This window comes from Chitinophaga sp. 30R24, assembly GCF_049056765.1.
GTDB lineage: Bacteria > Bacteroidota > Bacteroidia > Chitinophagales > Chitinophagaceae > Chitinophaga.
Genome location: NZ_JBJGXX010000002.1, coordinates 152387 through 172383, shown reverse-complemented (window position 1 = coordinate 172383; position 19997 = coordinate 152387). Strand labels below are relative to the sequence as shown.

The 19997-nt window shown below is 43.1% G+C and carries 17 protein-coding genes; 7 read left to right on the top strand and 10 right to left on the bottom strand.

Annotated features, from left to right (window positions below; all coding sequences use genetic code 11):
• Nucleotides 1-231: 231 nt before the first annotated feature.
• The 3 genes from ACDQ55_RS07245 (at nucleotide 232) to ACDQ55_RS07235 (ending at nucleotide 2417) form a co-directional block, all read left to right on the top strand.
• Entirely contained in the window at nucleotides 232-687 is a 456-nt protein-coding gene (locus ACDQ55_RS07245; RefSeq protein WP_420980631.1) for a peroxiredoxin family protein, read from the top strand.
• A gap of 97 nt (nucleotides 688-784) precedes the next feature.
• On the top strand, nucleotides 785-1726 hold the full coding sequence (gene mdh, locus ACDQ55_RS07240; protein WP_420980630.1) for a malate dehydrogenase: 942 nt from the start codon (nucleotides 785-787) through the stop codon (nucleotides 1724-1726).
• Nucleotides 1727-1955: 229 nt separating this feature from the next.
• Entirely contained in the window at nucleotides 1956-2417 is a 462-nt protein-coding gene (locus ACDQ55_RS07235; RefSeq protein WP_420980629.1) for a MarR family winged helix-turn-helix transcriptional regulator, read from the top strand.
• On the opposite strand, the gene ACDQ55_RS07230 is transcribed toward ACDQ55_RS07235, so the two are convergent.
• From ACDQ55_RS07230 to ACDQ55_RS07220, 3 genes are all read right to left on the bottom strand, one after another.
• Nucleotides 2418-3653 (bottom strand): MFS transporter, encoded by a 1236-nt coding sequence (locus tag ACDQ55_RS07230; RefSeq protein WP_420980628.1) that lies wholly within the window; start codon nucleotides 3651-3653, stop codon nucleotides 2418-2420.
• 84 nt (nucleotides 3654-3737) lie between these two features.
• Nucleotides 3738-4421, bottom strand: a complete 684-nt coding sequence (locus tag ACDQ55_RS07225) for a DedA family protein (protein ID WP_420980627.1) — start codon at nucleotides 4419-4421, stop codon at nucleotides 3738-3740.
• 65 nt (nucleotides 4422-4486) lie between these two features.
• Nucleotides 4487-5761, bottom strand: a complete 1275-nt coding sequence (locus tag ACDQ55_RS07220) for a dicarboxylate/amino acid:cation symporter (RefSeq protein ID WP_420980626.1) — start codon at nucleotides 5759-5761, stop codon at nucleotides 4487-4489.
• 198 nt (nucleotides 5762-5959) lie between these two features.
• On the opposite strand from ACDQ55_RS07220, the gene ACDQ55_RS07215 reads away from it, so the two are divergent.
• Nucleotides 5960-7456, top strand: a complete 1497-nt coding sequence (locus ACDQ55_RS07215) for an amino acid permease (RefSeq protein WP_420980624.1) — start codon at nucleotides 5960-5962, stop codon at nucleotides 7454-7456.
• 160 nt (nucleotides 7457-7616) lie between these two features.
• The gene (locus ACDQ55_RS07210; protein ID WP_420980622.1) at nucleotides 7617-8327 is read left to right on the top strand and encodes a YebC/PmpR family DNA-binding transcriptional regulator; all 711 of its coding nucleotides are present in this window, start codon (nucleotides 7617-7619) and stop codon (nucleotides 8325-8327) included.
• 286 nt (nucleotides 8328-8613) lie between these two features.
• On the opposite strand, the gene ACDQ55_RS07205 is transcribed toward ACDQ55_RS07210, so the two are convergent.
• From ACDQ55_RS07205 to ACDQ55_RS07195, 3 genes are all read right to left on the bottom strand, one after another.
• A complete protein-coding gene (locus ACDQ55_RS07205) occupies nucleotides 8614-9336 on the bottom strand; it encodes a response regulator transcription factor (RefSeq protein ID WP_420980621.1) in 723 nt (240 codons plus the stop codon).
• A 270-nt stretch (nucleotides 9337-9606) separates the two neighbouring features.
• Nucleotides 9607-10554, bottom strand: coding sequence for a D-2-hydroxyacid dehydrogenase (locus ACDQ55_RS07200; RefSeq protein WP_420980620.1), 948 nt, complete (start codon nucleotides 10552-10554; stop codon nucleotides 9607-9609).
• A gap of 389 nt (nucleotides 10555-10943) precedes the next feature.
• Complete coding sequence (locus ACDQ55_RS07195) at nucleotides 10944-13322, bottom strand: alpha-ketoacid dehydrogenase subunit alpha/beta (protein WP_420980619.1); 2379 nt, start codon at nucleotides 13320-13322, stop codon at nucleotides 10944-10946.
• Nucleotides 13323-13540: 218 nt separating this feature from the next.
• Between ACDQ55_RS07195 and ACDQ55_RS07190 the strand changes: the two genes are divergently transcribed.
• Both ACDQ55_RS07190 and ACDQ55_RS07185 read left to right on the top strand, forming a co-directional pair.
• The gene (locus tag ACDQ55_RS07190) at nucleotides 13541-13960 is read left to right on the top strand and encodes a DUF1573 domain-containing protein (RefSeq protein WP_420980617.1); all 420 of its coding nucleotides are present in this window, start codon (nucleotides 13541-13543) and stop codon (nucleotides 13958-13960) included.
• A 106-nt stretch (nucleotides 13961-14066) separates the two neighbouring features.
• Entirely contained in the window at nucleotides 14067-15266 is a 1200-nt protein-coding gene (locus tag ACDQ55_RS07185) for a pyridoxal phosphate-dependent aminotransferase (protein ID WP_420980615.1), read from the top strand.
• A gap of 899 nt (nucleotides 15267-16165) precedes the next feature.
• On the opposite strand, the gene carA is transcribed toward ACDQ55_RS07185, so the two are convergent.
• From carA to ACDQ55_RS07165, 4 genes are all read right to left on the bottom strand, one after another.
• Nucleotides 16166-17278: a glutamine-hydrolyzing carbamoyl-phosphate synthase small subunit gene (gene carA / locus ACDQ55_RS07180; RefSeq protein ID WP_420980613.1), complete on the bottom strand. Its 1113-nt coding sequence runs from the start codon at nucleotides 17276-17278 to the stop codon at nucleotides 16166-16168.
• A 135-nt stretch (nucleotides 17279-17413) separates the two neighbouring features.
• A complete protein-coding gene (locus ACDQ55_RS07175) occupies nucleotides 17414-18241 on the bottom strand; it encodes a hypothetical protein (protein ID WP_420980612.1) in 828 nt (275 codons plus the stop codon).
• 116 nt (nucleotides 18242-18357) lie between these two features.
• Nucleotides 18358-18849 (bottom strand): 50S ribosomal protein L17, encoded by a 492-nt coding sequence (gene rplQ, locus ACDQ55_RS07170; protein WP_420980611.1) that lies wholly within the window; start codon nucleotides 18847-18849, stop codon nucleotides 18358-18360.
• 106 nt (nucleotides 18850-18955) lie between these two features.
• Nucleotides 18956-19951, bottom strand: a complete 996-nt coding sequence (locus ACDQ55_RS07165) for a DNA-directed RNA polymerase subunit alpha (protein ID WP_079470750.1) — start codon at nucleotides 19949-19951, stop codon at nucleotides 18956-18958.
• Between the last annotated feature and the right edge of the window lie 46 nt (nucleotides 19952-19997).

Genomic DNA, 19997 nt, shown 5'->3' with positions numbered 1-19997 from the left:
TTACTGATTTTTAAGTTAAAAATTTATACGGATTGCAAAAGTAAAAATTTTCGCATATGAATATGCAACTAATTCCCAAAATTAAACAGATTAGTAGCTTTCTGGCCCAATTTTCGTCTTTTTTATTCAATAAATGACATTTATGGGGTAAATTTAAACCTGAATCAAGAAATTTTTATAAGTATGCGCTACGTGCTTTTCATTATTTTAAGCTGTTTACCCGCTCTTTTAATGGCTCAGACTGCCGGGAATTCCAATAGCAAACCTCCTTATCTGCAATATCCGATCATTCCGTCTTTCCCGCTGAGTCTCGTTGACGGCCATACTATTACTAAAAACGACCTGAAGAAAAGCGAAAAGACCCTGGTATTTATTTTCAGTGTTGATTGCGACCACTGTAAACATCTTACAGAAGAAATGCTGAAAAATATAGACAAGTTCAAAAAAACACAAGTGCTGATGGTTACTCCTTTCAAAGTAGACCAGATGAAAGAATATTACGATCATTATAAAATCCAGCAGTATCCCAATATTATTATGGCCAGCGAACCTACCCGGCAGATCATGTATTTCTATGACCTCCACTATTTCCCCGGTTTGTATATCTATGATAAAAAACAACAGTTTGTGAAGGGCTTTGAAGGATCTGAAAAGATAGATTCCCTCCTGTATTACCTGAACAAGTGAGCCTTGTAAATTGTACCAGGCGGCCGGTTTTTGTAATGCCGAATCACTACATTTGTTTAATCACATTCATTTCTTCACTCTTAAAGCTATAGACAAAATGAAAGTTACAGTAGTAGGAGCCGGGAATGTAGGCGCAACCTGCGCCAACGTACTCGCCCACAAAGATTTTCTACAGGAGGTGGTTTTATTGGATATTAAGGAAGGAACGGCTGAAGGCAAGGCGCTGGATACATGGCAACAGGCTCCCATTGATTATTACAGCACCCGGGTTACAGGAGTAACCAACGATTACACTAAAACTGCCGGCAGTGATGTGGTAGTAATTACTTCCGGATTACCCCGCAAACCAGGTATGAGCAGAGATGATCTGATTTCTACCAATGCCAACATTGTGAAGTCAGTCACAGAAAATATTATAAAATATTCCCCTGACGCCATTATTATTATTGTAAGCAATCCGCTGGATGTGATGACCTATTGCAGCTACCTCACCGCAAAAAAAGATAGCAGCAAGGTATTTGGTATGGCCGGCATCCTAGATACCGCCCGGTACCGCGCTTTCCTGGCAGATGAAATAGGCTGCTCTCCGAAAGACATCCAGGCTATTTTACTGGGTGGCCACGGCGATACTATGGTACCCCTCCCCCGTTATACCACTGTGGGTGGTATCCCTGTTTCTGAACTGGTACCTGCCGATAAACTGGACGCCATTATCCAACGCACCAAAGTAGGCGGAGGAGAAATCGTGAACCTCCTGGGCACGTCTGCCTGGTATGCCCCCGGGGCTGCTGCTGCACAAATGGTAGAAGCCATCGTAAAAGATGAAAAACGCATTTTCCCCGTTTGCGCCTGGCTTACCGGTGAATACGGCCTAAAGGATATTTACCTGGGCGTTCCTGTAATACTGGGTAAAAAGGGCATCGAAAAAATCATCGAACTGCAACTCAACGATGCTGAAAAAGAATTACTCGATACCTCTGCCAAACATGTAAAAGAAGTAATGAACGTATTAGATAAAATGCAATCCGCTACCGTCTAATAAAAATACTGCCACATATGCAACAGCGGAGCCAGATACGGAAGCTATCTTCCTATCCTGCTCCGCTGATTTCTTTGTTCCATCCTTACACTTTATTGTATTCGCCACAAGACAAAACCTGTAATTCTTTTTTTATTTGTAATTTTACGGCAGCCCTGATAATGGCTAATACTATATCAATGAAACACTTCCAAAATCGTTTCATCATATCTGGCTTAACTCTGTATGTATGTCTAACCTGGAAAAACTGATCACACAAAAAACATTTGAGAACGAAATCCAGCGTGGCCTGGTAAGCCTGATCTTTGTCGGTAACTGGATCACCTCCCGGCATCAGCAATTCTTTAAACAATATGGCATCACTATGCAGCAATACAACATACTGCGTATCCTGCGTGGCCAACACCCTAATGCCGCCAGCATCAATTTATTGAAAGAAAGGATGCTCGATAAAATGAGTGATGTATCCCGGTTGGTAGAAAGGCTACGGAAAGCCGACCTGATAGAACGCAAGAACAGTGAAATGGACCGGCGGTCGGTAGATGTACGCATCAACGATAAAGGGCTGCAGCTGCTCAAATCTATCAGTGAAGATGTGGTGCAGCTGAACAGCGCCTTTAAATCATTGAATGAAAAAGAAGTAATACAATTGAATAAATTACTGGATAAAATGCTGGAAAGCTACCAGTAATCAGATTTCTTCCAGGTAGTTCAGATCTTTCCCAAATGTTTCTCCCACCTTCCAGGCCGCAATAAGTGCAATACCAATACAAATCACCGCCACAATGGCCCCACTTTGGCGATAGCTAAAGTGCCGGTTCACTTCTATGAAAAGCAAAGATATCAACGGTAGCATTCCCCGGGCAAAGTTAGGCACCGTAGTAGCTACCGTAGCCCGAAGGTTAGTGCCAAAGCTTTCTGCCGCAATAGTCACAAAAATAGCCCAGAAGCCTACACCGAACCCCATGATAAAACAAACCGTATAAAATACCCAGGTGGCTACACCGGTAAGATTCAGATACACGGCCACCATGATACCTGTTAATATCAGGAACACGATCATCACCTTGCGGCGGCTTTTCCATAATTGGCTGATAAAACCAGTAGTAAAATCACCTAACACGAGGCCCGCATAACAGAAAGCTACCGCATCCCCCGGGCTGATGGCGCCCTGTACATTCATTACGGAAGCAAACTTATTGGAGAACGCAATGAGAATACCCACCACAAACCAGGTAGGCGTACCCAGTAACATACATTTCAGGTATTTTATAAACCGTTCCTTATTGGTGAACAAGGCTACAAAACTTCCTCTGGCGGCAGCCGATGCTTTTACTGCATTAAATAAATGCGACTCCATCACACTTACCCGTAATATCAACAATGCCAGGCCCAAACCGCCGCCAATAAAATAGCAAGTGCGCCAGTCGCCTACCAATTTGGCGATCAGGTTAGCGGCTATGGCCCCAGAAACTCCCACAGTAGCTACTATCATAGTGCCATAACCTCGTTTCTCCTTGGGCAGTATTTCGGAAACCAGTGTAATACCCGCCCCCAGTTCACCTGCCAAACCAAAACCTGCCACAAAGCGCCACAACACATATCCGTGGATGCCATGTACAAAACCATTGGCAATATTGGCAATAGAATAGATCAGAATAGAGCCGAACAAAACGCTTAAACGCCCTTTTTTGTCGCCGATCACTCCCCAGAAAATCCCCCCTGCAAGTAACCCTAACATCTGGATATTGATCAGCAACATGCCGGCGCCGGCATCAATTTCATTTTGTGGTATCCCCAGCGATTTTAAACTGGGCACTCTCACAATAGTAAATAACAATAAATCATAGATGTCCACGAAATAGCCCAGTGATGCCACGATCACCGCTATATTAAAGATAGATACGGAACGAGTACCGGTTTTCATATTGGTTTGGTTGACAAATTATTATAACGGGAATAATTAAAAAAGGGCCTTGGAAGGCCCTTTTAAAGATATAAAAAATTATAACTAGGAGTCTGTTTTTTCTACAGCATCTTGCTGATGGGAGGAGGGATGATGGTTTTTGACCTTACCAAATACAATTTTAATGATCACCGGTAAAGTTGTGATCAATACAATGATCAGGATGATCACCTCCAGGTGCTCTTTCAAACCCGGATACATTTTATCAAGATAATGCCCACCGAGCATCATGGAAAATACCCAGGCAAATGAGCCAATGATGTTATAAACCATGAATTTTTTAGTATCCATCTCCACAATACCAGCTACAATAGGGGCAAAAGTGCGGATAATAGGCAGGAAACGGGCAAAAAATATGGCGCCACCACCATATTTCACAAAAAACTCATGCGCCTGGTGCAGGTGTTTCTTTTTAAAGAAGAAAGTATCCTGCTTCTTAAATAACAAAGGTCCCGATTTCTTTCCGAACCAAAAACCTACCAGATTACCCAATACACCTGCAATGGCTACCATCACCATAATCAATAGGAAAGGGAGATCAAAGAAGCTACTGCAAAGTTCTTTGCTATAAATGCCCGCTACAAAAAGCAAGGAATCTCCGGGAAGGAAGAAACCAACAAAAAGACCGGTTTCTGCAAAAATAATTGCCAGTAACAGGTAAAGCCCACCATGTTCAATAATCCACGAGGGATTAATGAGGTGTTTAAAAAACTCAATAATCTGGTCCATGCTGATAAGCTATTTCAATATCTGAATAAGTAAAATACGTATTAATCTGTTACGCATTTGTTAAGTTAGGCATTGGTAACGTCTCCGGTTGTTAATTTATTTTCCCATTTAGACACAACCGCGGTGGCCATAGCATTTCCGATTACATTGGTAGCGGAACGTCCCATATCCAACAGGTGATCAACCCCCAACAACAGCAATAGGCCTGCTTCCGGGATGTGGAACATAGACAGGGTACCTGCAATTACTACCAGGGAAGCGCGGGGCACCCCTGCAATACCTTTACTGGTGATCATCAGTACCAACAACATGGTGATCTGCTGGTCGATACCCAGGTGCATACCATACGCTTGTGCAATAAATAAACTGGCAAAGGTCATATACATCATGGAACCATCCAGGTTAAAGGAATAGCCAAGGGGCAATACAAAACTCACAATCCGGCTATCGCATCCAAACTTTTCCAGCTCCTCCATGGTACGGGGATAAGCCGCCTCGCTACTGGCCGTACCAAAAGCCAGCAATAATGGATCTTTAATCAAACCCAGCAACCGGAATACCGGTTTGCCTAATATCAACCAGCCCACCAGGGTAATCACTATCCAGAGGCAAACCAGCCCTCCATAAAACTGTAGGATGAATTTACCATAAGTAATTAATATGCCGGGGCCTTGCACTGCAATAATACCCGCCATCGCACCAAAAACGGCAAAGGGGGCGAAGTTCATCACATAGCCGGTTACTTTCAGCATAATATGTGCTACGCTGTCCATGAACTTTACTACCGGTAATGCCTGTTCTCCAATGGCCGCTGCAGCCACGCCAAAGAAAATAGCAAATACTACTATCTGCAATATTTCATTATGCGCCATAGCATTCACCACACTGTCTGGCACCACATGCTGAAAGAAACCTTTCAGTGTCATTTCCGCTTTAGCAATACCGGTAGCGGTATGCGTGTCGGGCAGTGGCAACTGCAATGCGTCGCCGGGTTTCAACAGGTTCACCAGGATCAAACCAAGGAACAATGATACAAAGGTTGCACTGATAAACCACAGCATCGTTTTTCCACCTACGCGTCCAACAGCTTTAATATCTCCCATTTTAGCCACGCCTACTACCAGGGTAGAGAATACCAGCGGAGCAATGATCATTTTTACTAACCGAAGAAAAATGTCGGTGAGGATAGACACGTTATCAGCGAAAGTCTGCGGTGTAGATTTGGCACCTGCCACTGCGGCCGCATCGTGGTAAGCCAGGTATACCCCGTAGCCGGTACCAATTCCTATTACCATGGCAATGGCAATATATACTGTGAGCAGATTCGACGATTTCTTCATTCGTAGCCTAAATTTGTCTTGTGATAATTTATAAGTTGTAACCGGAAAATTTCCCAAAAATAAGGTTAAGCGGCTAAAGATGCGCCTGGGCGGGCAAAATAAAAGTATCTCTTTTTGATTTTAGATATTATATTTGGCGATTAACAACAAACAACAAAACTAAACTACCTTAAAACATCAACCACAATACGACTGCGTATGAGCAAACTTTTTGCTAAGAAACAACTGTCCGTTTTATTGGCCGAAGCTGGGGAATCTGACAAGGGACTGAAAAGAACCCTTGGCGCTGGTTCTCTGATAGCACTCGGTATTGGCGCCATTATTGGTGCTGGTCTTTTTGTAAGAACGGCGGCAGCTGCAGGACAACATGCCGGACCTGCCGTTACAATTTCCTTTATCATTGCCGCCATTGGCTGTGCATTGGCAGGTTTATGCTATGCCGAATTTGCTTCCATGATCCCGATTGCTGGAAGCGCCTATACTTATTCCTATGCCACACTGGGAGAATTTATTGCCTGGATCATTGGTTGGGACCTTGTACTGGAATATGCATTGGGAGCCGCAACGGTGGCTATCGGCTGGTCGCAATACCTCAACAAATTGCTTACAAGCGTATTTCATGTCACCATTCCCTATGAATGGTGCCATAGCCCGTTTGAAGTATCTGATGCCGGCGTACAGGGTATTATGAACGTTCCTTCCCTGTTTATCCTGCTGGCACTCACCCTTTTGCTGATCAGGGGCGTACACGGATCTGCCATTGTAAACAACGTTATCGTTATTACCAAGATAGCTATTGTACTGTTATTCATCTTCTTGGGCTGGAACTTTATCAACCCGGCCAACCACACACCTTTCACTATTCCAGCTACTGCCGGTACGGTAAAAATGCACAATGGCCAGATTGTAGACTACTCCAATTTCTGGAACCATGGCTGGGCAGGCGTGCTACGGGGCGCCGGTGTAGTATTCTTTGCCTTTATTGGTTTTGACGCGGTATCTACTGCTGCACAGGAAACCAAGAACCCTAAAAAGAATATGCCTATCGGTATCCTCGTGTCGCTGGCTATTTGTACGTTGCTGTACATCCTGTTTTCTTATGTGCTTACCGGTATTGCACCGTACAGCGACTTCCTGAAGGCAGGTGGCGAAGCTTCCGTAGCTTATGCAATTGATACCTACATGCCGGGGTATAACTGGTTATCTACCTTTATCACAGTAGCTATCCTGGCTGGGTTTTCTTCTGTTATCCTGGTTATGTTGCTGGGCCAAACAAGAGTGTTTTACTCCATGAGTAACGACGGACTGGTACCTGCTGTGTTCTCCAAACTGCACCCGAAATACCGCACTCCATACCGTTCCCAGTGGATGTTCTTCGGCTTTGTATCTATTTTTGCCGCTTTTATCCCAGACAATGTGGTAGGCGATATGACCAGTATTGGTACCCTGTTTGCCTTTGTACTGGTATGCATTGGGGTAATTGTAATGCGTAAGAGCAACCCGGATGCACCCCGGTCTTTCAAAACACCGCTAGTACCTATTGTACCTATTTTAGGTGCGGGCTTCTGCCTGTTGATGATCGTGAGCCTTGGTATCGAAAACTGGGCGCGTTTAATTGTATGGCTGCTGATCGGATTTTTTGTTTATTTCGGCTATAGCGTAAAACATAGTAAAGCCCGCAAAATGCTGGATTAATCCAGATTTTGCTGCATATATAACAACGGAGAACAAAGCGAAAACGTTCGTTTTGTTCTCCGTTGTTGTTAAATTATAAAATGAAAAAAGACAAAAAACTGAAAATCCTTATTTTTGCGTTCTGTTTTTTACAAGTCACTCATAATTATATACCACTCTAATGGGAAGAATATTTGAAGTAAGAAAATCGACCATGTTTGCCCGCTGGGACAGAATGGCGAAAGCATTTTCAAGAATCGGAAAAGAAATAGCCATTGCAGTAAAGGCAGGTGGCCCTGATCCGGATAACAACCCCGCACTCCGTCGCTGTATACTCAATGCCAAGAGCGTAAACATGCCGAAAGACCGTGTAGACGCAGCTATTAAACGTGCCATCGGAAAAGATAAAACTGATTATGAGGAAGTAGTATATGAAGGTTATGCCCCTCATGGCGTAGCAGTAATGATCGATACCGCTACTGATAACACTACCCGTACTGTAGCCAACCTGCGTATGCACTTCACCAAACTGGGCGGTAGCCTTGGCAACAGTGGTTCCGTAGGCTTCCTATTTAACCGTGTAGGCGAGTTCAAAGTAAAAAATGCCGGACAAAACCTGGAAGAACTGGAACTGGAATTGATTGACTTCGGTTTGGAAGAAATCGGGGAAGATAGTGAAGGTAATATCATCATCCGTGCTGCATTCAACGAATTTGGCAATATGGCCAAAGCGCTGGATGATAAAGGCCTGGAAGTGATCAGTTCTGAACTGAAACGCATTCCTACTACCACAGTAGAATTAAATGAAGAACAAGCAAAAGAAGTACTGGAACTGGTAGACCGCCTGGAACAGGATGAAGACGTACAACAGGTTTTCCATAATCTGAGATAATCAACGCTGATAAAATAATTATTATATAAAAAAGGTCCGCTTTATGCGGACCTTTTTGCTTGCCTGGGGAACGCTAGAAAGAAAACAAGCTTGTATTCTAACAATGAGTGGTTTTTCATAGACCGGCTAATACAAATCCCTCCATGGCTTTACAATAGCCCCAACAGGGAATTTTTATCAGGATCTAACTTTATCAACAGATACAATTAATCGGGAAAATAACGTCCGCCTTTTACAGCGGACGTTTTTCATCGGATAAGGTTAACTTTCTAAACCAAAAAAACAGCTAAATTTTAGCGATGGTGTGAGAACGCTCCAACTCATCAGCAATAAACATGAGACCTTTCCCGTGGTAGGTTTCCAATTTTACGGCAGGGTCTTGTGAAATGTGCTTGCGCAAGCGTGTCAGGTAAACGTCCATTACACGCGACGCGAAGAAATCGTCTTGTCCCCAGATGCAACCAAGGATATCGTCTTTCTTCAGTTTTTTGTTTGAATTCTCGCACAGAAAGCGAAGCAGCTCCGCTTCTTTTGGGGCCATACGAACATGGGAATCGGCACTTTTATGCCTGATATGATATTGTGAATAATCAAAAATGAGGTTACTAATGGTGTAAACGATACGTCTTTCACTTTTCAATAACCGGCTGCGTTTCAGGTATACTTCTACCCTGCACAATAACTCCTGAATATTAAAAGGCTTAATCACATAATCATCTGCTCCTGATTCAAAGCCTTGCAGCCTGTCTTGCTCCATATAACGGGAAGAAGTAAAGATGATGGGGATATTCACATCCATAGAACGGATATCCTCCGCTAATGTGAACCCATCTTTTTTAGGCATTACAACATCCAATAAGCAGAGGTCAAAAACATGTTTTTGAAATTTTTCCCAGCCTTCCTGGCCATTTTCACAAAGGGTAACATTGTAGCCGGCACGTTCAAGTTGTCTTTTTACCACCTTGGCAAAAAATACATCATCCTCTGCCAAAAGAATGCTTGGTTGCATAAGAGTTGGTTTTTAAGCGATTAAACAAGATTTTAGTTGCGGTACCTATATTAATGAGTGTATCTGGTACGTTTATTCAAAAATAACTAACATATCCATATTGCTTATATTCATCCCTATCCACTTCCTTAAACCTCATTCATTTTAATCATTACACAGAGAAATATACCCCGATGGACACAATTTCCTGTTATATTTTCCCTATTAATAACCGTATTTTTTACACTTTGGGTAATGGACCATTAAAAATAATTATCAATACCGCCCACATTAATTAATCACATTTGCCGGATTACCAGCCAAATAAGCATTTACGTTACTTACTACTGTACTTACCAGTCGCCAGATAGCCGCTTCACTAGCCCAGGCTATATGTGGGGTAATCACTGTATTGGGTGCCGCTATTAAAGGATTACCGGCAGATGGCGGTTCTACAGATAACACATCCAAACCGGCACCGGCAATGGTACCCGCCTGCAGAGCAGCAGCCAGATCCGCCTCGTTAATTAATGGTCCGCGACTGGTATTGATCAGGAAGGCAGACCGCTTCATAGTACGCAATAAGGCGGCGTTCACAAACTCCCTGTTACTCTCATTCAATGGACAGTGCAGCGACACAATATCCGCTGTCCGGAAACAAGTGGCAAGGTCCACGAAAGTAACGCCCTCCATCGGATCACGGTCTGGGTGCTTATGATTCGCTATTACCTTCATCCCAAAAGCCAATGCAATACGTGCTACCGCCCTTCCTATCTGCCCCAACCCTACAATACCCAGGGTATTACCAGCCAGCTCTATTAACGGGGATTTGGTATAGCTAAAATCCGGGCTACGGCTCCAATCGCCCGCCCTTACACTATCTGCATGCACCCCTACATGCTGGCACAGTTCAAGTATCAATGCAAATGTTAATTGCGCCACAGAAGGGGTGCTGTAGGCCGGCACATTGGTAACGGGAATACGGCGTGCACGGGCCGCTGCAATATCTACAATATTGTACCCCGTTGCAACTACGCCAATGTATTCCAGATTGCCCGCTTGCTGAATGCTACCCGCATTCACAATAGCCTTGTTTGTTAGTACGATATGGGCATCTTTAATGCGTGCAGCCGTTTCATTTTCCGGTGTACGCTCGTATACCGTTACATGGCCCAGCAACTGTAGTTCGCTCCAATCCAGGTTTCCAGGATTATCCAGTACAACTATGTTTTTCATCATGATATAAATTATTTCGCTACTATCTACTTATTAACAAGATCAGATAGCGCCAGGTTGGAAAATACACTAAGCTATACAGCTTTATAAACGATACAGCAACGTTATGATCTTGCTAAGAAATGGGCGCCCACATGAAATAATCATTAACTCCATCTGTTTCCCTTCTCACTTACAAAAAATCGGCTCAACTTTGCGGTGCCATAATAAGAAAAATAACTCTAAGCCTACAAACTGCTTAACTTTAACTAAGAAGCCATCATGCCTGCAGATACTATGCGGTATGGTGGCTTCGCCAATTTAGCTCCTTTTCCACCAAGTAATTAGTTGTCCTGCATAAAAAAACCGGCCCCTGATCAGGAGCCGGCATATATTTTTTACACTAGTGATGACTACTCTTCCATCATTTCCATCACTGCTTTTACGATATCTTCTGTATTTGGTTTAGAGAAATAATCTCCATCTGAACCATAAGCCGGGCGGTGGGCCTGTGCGCTGATAGTACGTGGCGCTACATCGAGCCAGCGGTAGCCGCCCTGTTTTTCGATCACCTGCTGGAACATGTATGCAGTACCACCACCAGGTACATCTTCGTCGGTGAAGAGGATACGGTTGGTTTTCTGCAACGATTTCACAATGCTATGATGAATATCAAACGGCAACAAGGTTTGCACATCTATCAATTCGCAGGAAACTCCCATTTCCTGTAAAGCTACCATAGCTTCTTCCACAATACGGGTCATGGAACCATAGGTAACAATGGTAACATCTGTTCCTTCTTGCAATATTTCAGGAACACCCAACGGTACAGTGAAAGATTCCAGGTTGGCTGGCAGTTTTTCTTTAAGACGATAACCATTTAACGACTCAATCACCAGGGCAGGCTCATTGGCTTGTAACAACGTATTGTACATACCTGCTGCCTGTACCATATTACGGGGTACACAAACATGCATACCACGCAGGGAATTAATGATCATGCCCATCGGAGAACCGCTATGCCAGATGCCTTCCAGACGATGGCCGCGCGTACGGACAATAATCGGGCAATGCGTCATGCCTTTGGTACGGTATTGCAGGGTAGCCACATCGTCGCTCAGCGGTTGCAAACCATACAGGAGGTAGTCGAGGTACTGGATTTCAGCAATAGGACGTAAGCCGCGCAGGGCTAAGCCTATACCTTGTCCCATAATGGTTAGTTCCCGTATACCGGTGTCGGATATACGATCTTTTCCATGTTTTTGTTGTAAACCGGCAAAGCCCTGGTTTACATCACCTATTTTACCTACATCTTCTCCGAAAGCAAATACTTTGGAATTGTTGGTAAATAACTGGTCAAAGTATTTATTGAGAATTTCGTAGCCATTCAGCAGAATACTTTCTGCCTCATAAGTAGCCGGTACAACCGGTACATTCAGTGCAGAGTTAACGCCGGTGGCATACAGATAAGAATTGTAGTTATCTTTTTCGTACTGCAGGTACTGGTCGTAATACTGTTGTAAGGCCTGTACTGCAGGGATATTTTTCAGCTGTCTGTGTTTCAGCAGGATGGTAGCGCATGCCTTCAGGATATCGCGGCGCAGCGGCTCACGGTTATGCTGCAGGTCACGGATAGCCTGGTTCACCAGGTGGGCATCGGCGCCTTCTACCTCAGCGATGGGTGCAGCCTGGGCTACAAATGCCTGTACTTGCTCTTTGATAGGAACAATATACTTCTCCCAGGCCGATTTACGGGCATCCTGGGCTTTCACCTTAGCATCCGCTTCAATGGCCAATAAAATTTCTTCGTCTCCCAAGGCATTCTCAATAATCCAGGAGCGCATTTTAACGTTGCAGTCGAATTCCTTTTCCCAAGACAACCTTTCCTTACTTTTATAGCGCTCGTGGGAACCGCTGGTAGAATGTCCTTGCGGTTGCGTGATCTCTTCTACATGAAATAAAGCAGGAATATGTGTTTCCCGGATCTTGCGGATAGCGGCTTCAAATACTTCGCACATGCCGGCATAATCCCAGCCTTTTACATTATATATATCAAAACCATTTGTGCCGTCTGCTTTACGGAAACCTTCCAGTGCAGCGCTGATGGAGTTTTTAGTGGTCTGATACTTACGGGGAACGGAAATACCATAGCCATCGTCCCATACAAAAACAGCCATAGGCACCTGTAGCACACCGGCAGCGTTCATGGTTTCCCAGAAGTGGCCTTCCGACGTGGAGGCGTCGCCAATAGTAGCGAAACAGATTTCGTTACCATTATTAGACAAAGAGGTATATTGATGTAAAGCTTCCGTTTCACGAAATAATTTAGAGGCATAAGCCAATCCCAATGCACGGGGCATTTGTCCGGCCGTAGGCGCCATATCCACTGCCGAATTCTTCATTTCTGCCAGATTAAGCCAATGGCCATCTTTACCCAGGTTGGGCGTGGCAAAATGGGAATTCATCTGACGGCCACCTGAAAATGGCTCATTTTGCTGATCAGGATCTGCATATAACTGCGAAAAAAACTGTTCAGGAGTAGCAATACCAGTGGCAAACGCAACAGTCTGGTCGCGATAATAACCGGAACGAAAGTCGCCTGGCTGAAAATATTTTGACATCGCAATCTGCGCCACTTCTTTACCATCGCCAAAAATGCCAAACTTCGCCTTGCCTGTAAGCACTTCCTTACGGGCGAGCAGACTAACTTCCCTACTTTCGCAAGCCAACCTGTAGTCATTTAACACTTCCTTGCGGAATTCTTCGAATGACAACCGGCTTTCTAAATTCATAGCTAGTTCGTTATTTTCTATCATGCCTCATGGTTAAAGTACAAAAGTAAGGTTAATTATACAGTTCAAAAATGTTATAACCCCTCCATTTAAAATAATCTGATTTTTTTTAATAAGAATTTAATAAATTGTAAGGTTTATAATGCTTTTTGGCTGTAAATTTGTTTCCGTCAAGAAAGATATCAATATTTTTTAACCGGTCGTTTTAAAACCATCATATGAAAATGAAAAAATTTATATTATCCCTGTTTGCGAGCATGCTGTTAACCACAGCGCTGTGGGCTCAGTCCACTACTGAAAATACCAACCAGAACCCAGCAGATGCTAAGGTTAAATTTGCGAAAGAAACTATCGATTTTGGTAAAACCGAATTAAACAAGCCTGTTTCTGTTGATTTCGAATTCACCAATATTTCCAAAGAACCAATATTGATTGAAGCTGCCCGCGCAAGCTGTGGCTGCACTACTCCTAAATGGACACAAGAACCTATTCTGCCTGGTAAAAAAGGTAAAGTTACCGCAAACTACAGCGCTAACGGTTTAGGTCAGCAGAATAAAACCATCTGGGTGAAATTCAGAGGAGTGGATCAGGATAAAGAATTACATCTGACCGGTGTAGTTGGTTCCAACAACAAGTAATATCCACCTTTGTAACATATTAAGACCTTACAGCACAACGCTGTAAGGTTTTTTGTTGCCCTACCTATCCCCTATCTTTGCATTGCAAAAGAATCAAAACAATTTTATGCCTACCATTAGCCAGAGAGGCGAGCAAATGCCGTCTTCTCCCATCAGAAAGCTCGTTCCTTTCGCAGAAGCTGCCAAGAAAAAAGGTGTAAAGGTATATCACCTGAACATCGGCCAACCGGATATTGAAACACCTCAACCTATACTGGATGCGGTGCGCCATTCCGACTTCAAGGTACTCGAATACAGCCATAGCGCTGGTAATGAAAGCTACCGTCGCAAGTTGGTTACCTACTACGAGCGGTTCAACATTTCTCTCAACCACAATCAGATCATTGTTACCACTGGTGGTTCTGAAGCTATCCTGTTTGCCCTTATGGCTTGCCTGGATCCAGGAGATGAGGTAATTGTACCAGAACCATTTTATGCAAATTACAATGGTTTTGCAGTAGAAGCAGAGATCAAAATCAAAACAATTACTGCCAGTATCAACACCGGCTTTGCTTTACCGGAGATGGCCGATTTTGAAAAAGCGATCACTCCGCGTACCAAGGCTATCCTGATCTGTAATCCAAATAATCCTACCGGTTATTTGTATAGCAAAGAGGAAATGGAAGTATTGAAACAGCTTTGCCTGAAATACAACCTCTTCCTTTTTTCTGATGAAGCTTACCGCGAATTCTGCTATACCGGGCAACATTTTTCTGCCATGAACCTGGAAGGCCTGGAAGAAAACGTTATTCTGATGGATACCATTTCCAAACGTTACAGCGCCTGTGGTGGTCGTATTGGTGCTTTTGTCACTAAAAACCAGGCAGTGCTGGATGCAGCTATGAAATTTGCACAGGCCCGTTTAAGCCCGCCTTCTTTTGCACAAATTGCCGGCGAAGCTGCGGTAGACTTGCCTGCAGACTATTTCGACGGTATCAAGGCTGAATACCAAAGCCGCCGCGATATCCTGGTACAAATGCTCAACGAAATCCCGGGTGTATATTGTCCGAATCCTGGAGGCGCTTTTTATGCTATGGCCAGTTTGCCTATCGACGATAGCGACAAATTCTGCCAATGGATACTGGAATCTTTCTCTTATGAAGGCCAAACCGTGATGATGGCACCTGCTACCGGCTTCTATGCTACACCCGGACTGGGAAAAAACGAAGTAAGATTAGCCTATGTACTTAATACTGAAGACATTCGTCATGCTATGGTATGCCTGGCAAAAGCGTTAGAAGTATATCCTGGCAACACTACTAAATAATTTTTTTTCAGAAGTTAGGTCGAAAAGCATTGTGAGAAAGGGTAAACATATTACACATAATTTAATATATGTTTTTTCAGACAAAAACACAATTTTTTAACACTGGACTATTGGAATTTTGATGTTTTGTTTCGTATATTTGATACAGAAACAACAACAACGACAAAAATAATCGAATTATAAAAATATTTACAAATACGATGGACTGCAAAATCTAAACTTGTTTAAGAAAAATTTAACCTGCATTATTTCTTATAACGTTTATTTGGTCCGACCTTTGAAACTCAATTACAAGGAGAATTATTAATCTTCTGTAAAACTCAAAGATTAACTAAAACGTTTTAGCAAAATATCGTATTTTTGTATCAGTTTTTCATAACGTGGAATTTATAAAGGCAAACGGCTCTGATCACAGAGCCGTATTTTTTTGCCCTAACCCCTCCTTTTTCCACTTTTTCAACGGATAAAACCCGGAATTTCAAGATATAATCCAAAAATGTTGGCTTTCCTGTTTATCTTTTTTCAATAATATTGTTATGTAATAAAATGGGCGGAGTTACTAACACTATATGTGATATAGTAATATTCGTTTGTTTTCATAACGTGGAATTTTAAAATGCAACGGTCCCGATTCTTCGGGACCGTCTTTCTATACCAGACAGGAGTTTTACCCATTCCTGTCTATAGGAGTCCGGTAATCACCTTACTTTCTTTTCTGTAAGTGCGCTTTCTACCAATATTCGCATTTCTGGTAATATCCTACCTTTTTAGCATTTACCGTCTAAATAAAATATCAAAAAGGCTTGAGGATGGTCTGAATATCCTCCAAGCATAAAAAAGGCTATCTCCTGTTTTTGCAAACATAGGAGACAGCCTATTCTATCATAATAATGTATCTGTTACGCCTGGTGGCTGCGGATCATTTCAAAGAAATCATCAAACAGGTAACGGCTATCGAATGGTCCGGGAGTAGATTCTGGGTGGTATTGCACACTGAATGCCGGTTTATTTTTGATACGGATACCTTCTACAGAATTATCGTTCAGGTTAATGTGAGTTACTTCTACATTTTCGCTGGCCGCTACTGCTTTAGGATCTACTGCAAAACCGTGATTCTGCGTAGTAATTTCGCATAATCCCGTTTTCAGATTCTTTACCGGATGGTTTAAGCCGCGGTGACCGTGGTGCATTTTATAAGTAGGAATATCATTAGCCAATGCCAACAGCTGATGTCCAAGGCAGATACCAAACATTGGTCTTTCTGCTGCCAGGATCTTTTTTACGGTATCAATGGCGTAGGTTAGCGGAGCCGGATCGCCAGGACCGTTAGAAATAAAGTAAGCATTAGGTTTAAACTCTTCACACACTTCAAAGGGTGTGTCTGTAGGGAATACCTGGAGATAAGCACCTTTATCAGACAGGCATTTCAGCATATTTCTTTTTACGCCGTTATCCAATACTGCAATACGGATTTCCGCATTAGGATCGCCAACGTTATACACTTCTGTGGTAGTTACTTCCTTACACAAAGCCAACCCTTCCATGGAAGGCACTTTAGCCAGCTCAGCTTTCAGTTGGTTGATATCCAGGATCTCAGAAGAAATAATACAGTTCATAGCGCCTTTGCTACGAATATGGGTAACGAGTGCGCGGGTATCTACATCGTAGATGGCTACCAGGTTATTATCGGTCAGGAACTGTTCCAGCGATTCATCCGCCATCTTTCTGGAGTAATTGTACGCGATATTTTTTGCGATCAAACCGTTGATCTTCACACTGCTACTCTCTACGTCATCCTTTTTGGTGCCATAGTTACCAATGTAGCAGTTGTTCATAATAAGTACCTGTCCTTTATAAGAAGGGTCTGTAAACACTTCCTGGTAACCCGTCATACCGGTATTGAAAGCTAATTCACCGGCGGCAGTGCCAATTTTCCCAAAAGCTTTTCCCTGAAAAACCGTACCGTCTTCTAACAGCAGTATGGCAGGTTGGATGGTTCTTGTCTGAGGCATTTCTGGTATCTGTCTTGTTTATATTTTAAAAAAAACCTTCAAGGGCGTCAATGCCCTGAAGGTTCGGATAAAAAACCGTGCAAAGGTACGGAATACTCCATTATAAATGGAGTATTTTTAGACAGAAATATATATTTACTTAATTCTTACCGACTTAAGTACCCTTTGTGCTACCTGCCGGGCTATCTGATCATCGTCGCGGTAATTGATGTGTATCTGCCAACGGCTATTGCCCCGGATCATCACCAGGTTGCAAAATGCAAAGCGAACTCCCCCTCTATAAAGGTAATTCCCTTCTTCCAACATTCCTTGCATACCGGAAATCAATACGGGTACCGACTTACAATCAATTTCTGTAGCTGTTTCCTTTAACTGCATGGTACTATGCGCTTGTGCCATAGCTTCTTCCAGGTTATTGGCTACATGGCTCATGTAGCTAAACATATTCACCGCTATGCGGATACCGCCTCCATCTTCATTGCTATAGCTCTTGGCGTATTCAATTACTTTCGCTTCATCTCCATCCAGGGGCTGGTCGTGCACCCATAATTTCACAGGGGTAGTAATTTCCAATGCCTGCCGGCCTATAGTAACTGTTTGCCAACTACGGTAAAGTATACCTGCAGGCACTTTGGGATACATAAAACTATATATGGCTTTTTTACCAAAAATGGTTCCTGCCGCTGCCAGTAATCCTATAAAAAACACAAAAAACAAGATTGTCCTGCTCCGGTGGGCTGGCTGGAACTGTTGTTTTAACCAAATGGGAAAGGTATTAGATCTGCTGGTTTTTACAGTTACGCCTACTTGTTCGCTATAGGTAATAAAAGATGCTTCGGGATTAGACCGGCGCCAAGCTTCAAAAGTCTGGGAAAGTTTTTTACCACAAGCATTACAAAAGGTAAGGTACTCCGATTTGAGTGGGTTGGCATGTCCACAGCTATCACAGGGCAGGTGTTTCATAGGCTCCATACAATTATTACTATCTACCGTAATATTACGAAATTTACGCATTTATTAAAGCATAAAAAAGGACAAAGCTATTGCTTTGTCCTTTTTCTAGTATCGTCAGTAAAAGACTACTCAGCGGCTTTTTCTTCAGTTGCAGTATCAGCAGCATTAGTTTCAGTTGCATCTTCTGCTTTCTTTTTAGCACCACCAGCGCGACGGGTTTTCTTAGCGGGAGTTTTTTCTGTTGTTGTACCGTAAATTTCATTGAAATCTACCAGTTCAATCATTGCTACTTCCGCGTTATCGCCCACACGTTTGCCCAATTTAATGATACGGGTGTAACCACCAGGACGGTTAGCGATTTTTTCGCTAATAGTACCGAACAGTTCAGTGATCGCTACTTTATCCTGCAGGTAGCTGAACACAATTCTACGGTTGTGGGTAGAATCGGTTTTGCCTCTTGTCAGCAGCGGCTCAACATACACACGCAGTGCTTTCGCTTTAGCGAGGGTAGTGGTGATACGTTTGTGGCTGATCAGTTCGCAAGCCAGATTAGACATCAGGGCTTTACGGTGGGAAGCAGTTCTGCTTAATTTGTTTAATTTAACTCCGTGACGCATGACATTTTTGTTTTTAACCCTTGCACCGTGTCAGGAATTGCAAGGTACTTGTTAGTTATAAGCTTTTAGCCTCCAGCAAAGGCTAAAAGCTTTTTTTAATTGATGACTATTCTTCTTCGAGTTTCAGTTTAGACAGATCCATACCGAAGTGCAGACCTCTTTCGCCTAATACCTGTTCAATTTCGCTGAGTGATTTCTGGCCGAAGTTTCTGAACTTCATCAGTTCTTCCTGTTCGTATTGTACCAGTTCGCTGAGTGAATTGATTTTAGCTGCTTTCAGACAGTTGAAGGCACGCACGCTCAGATCGAGATCTTCCAGTGGTGTTTTCAGGATCTTACGCAGTTGCAGTGTTTGTTCATCTACCACATCTTCTTTTTCAGTGTCTTTGGTATCAAAGCTGATGTTTTCATCGGTGATGATCATCAGGTGCTGGATAAGGATGCGGGAAGCTTGTTTCACTGCTTCTTCCGGATGGATAGTACCGTCTGTGATCACCTCCATTACGAGTTTCTCATAGTCCGTTTTTTGTTCCACACGGGTATTTTCTATGCTATACTTTACGTTTTTGATCGGCGTAAAGATAGAGTCAATCGCGATGTAGCCAAATACTGCATCTTTGGGTTTATTTTCCTCAGCCGGAACATAACCACGACCTTTACCGATAGTTAGTTCGATATCCAGCTTGGCAGAAGGGTCCAGGGTGCAGATCAGCAGTTCAGGGTTCATGATCTGGAAAGCACTGGTGGCTTTTTCGATCATGTCTGCGCGGAACTCTGTTTTACCCTTGATGGACAAGGTGATCTTTTCGTTCGTTACATCACTTTCAGAGATCCTCTTAAAACGAACCTGTTTCAGGTTCAGGATGATCTCAGTAACGTCTTCAGTAACACCTTTCAGTGTAGCGAACTCGTGATCGGCTCCTTCAATTTTAATACCCACAATGGCATAGCCCTCCAAAGAAGACAACAGTACGCGACGTAACGCATTACCGACAGTCACAGCATAACCTGGTTCTAATGGACGGAATTCGAATTGAGCTTCAAAGTCAGTAGACTTCTGCAATACGATCTTATCAGGTTTCTGGAAATTTAAAATTGCCATTGATATGATAGATTTATTTGTTAAATATGAGGTTAGTCCATGACCA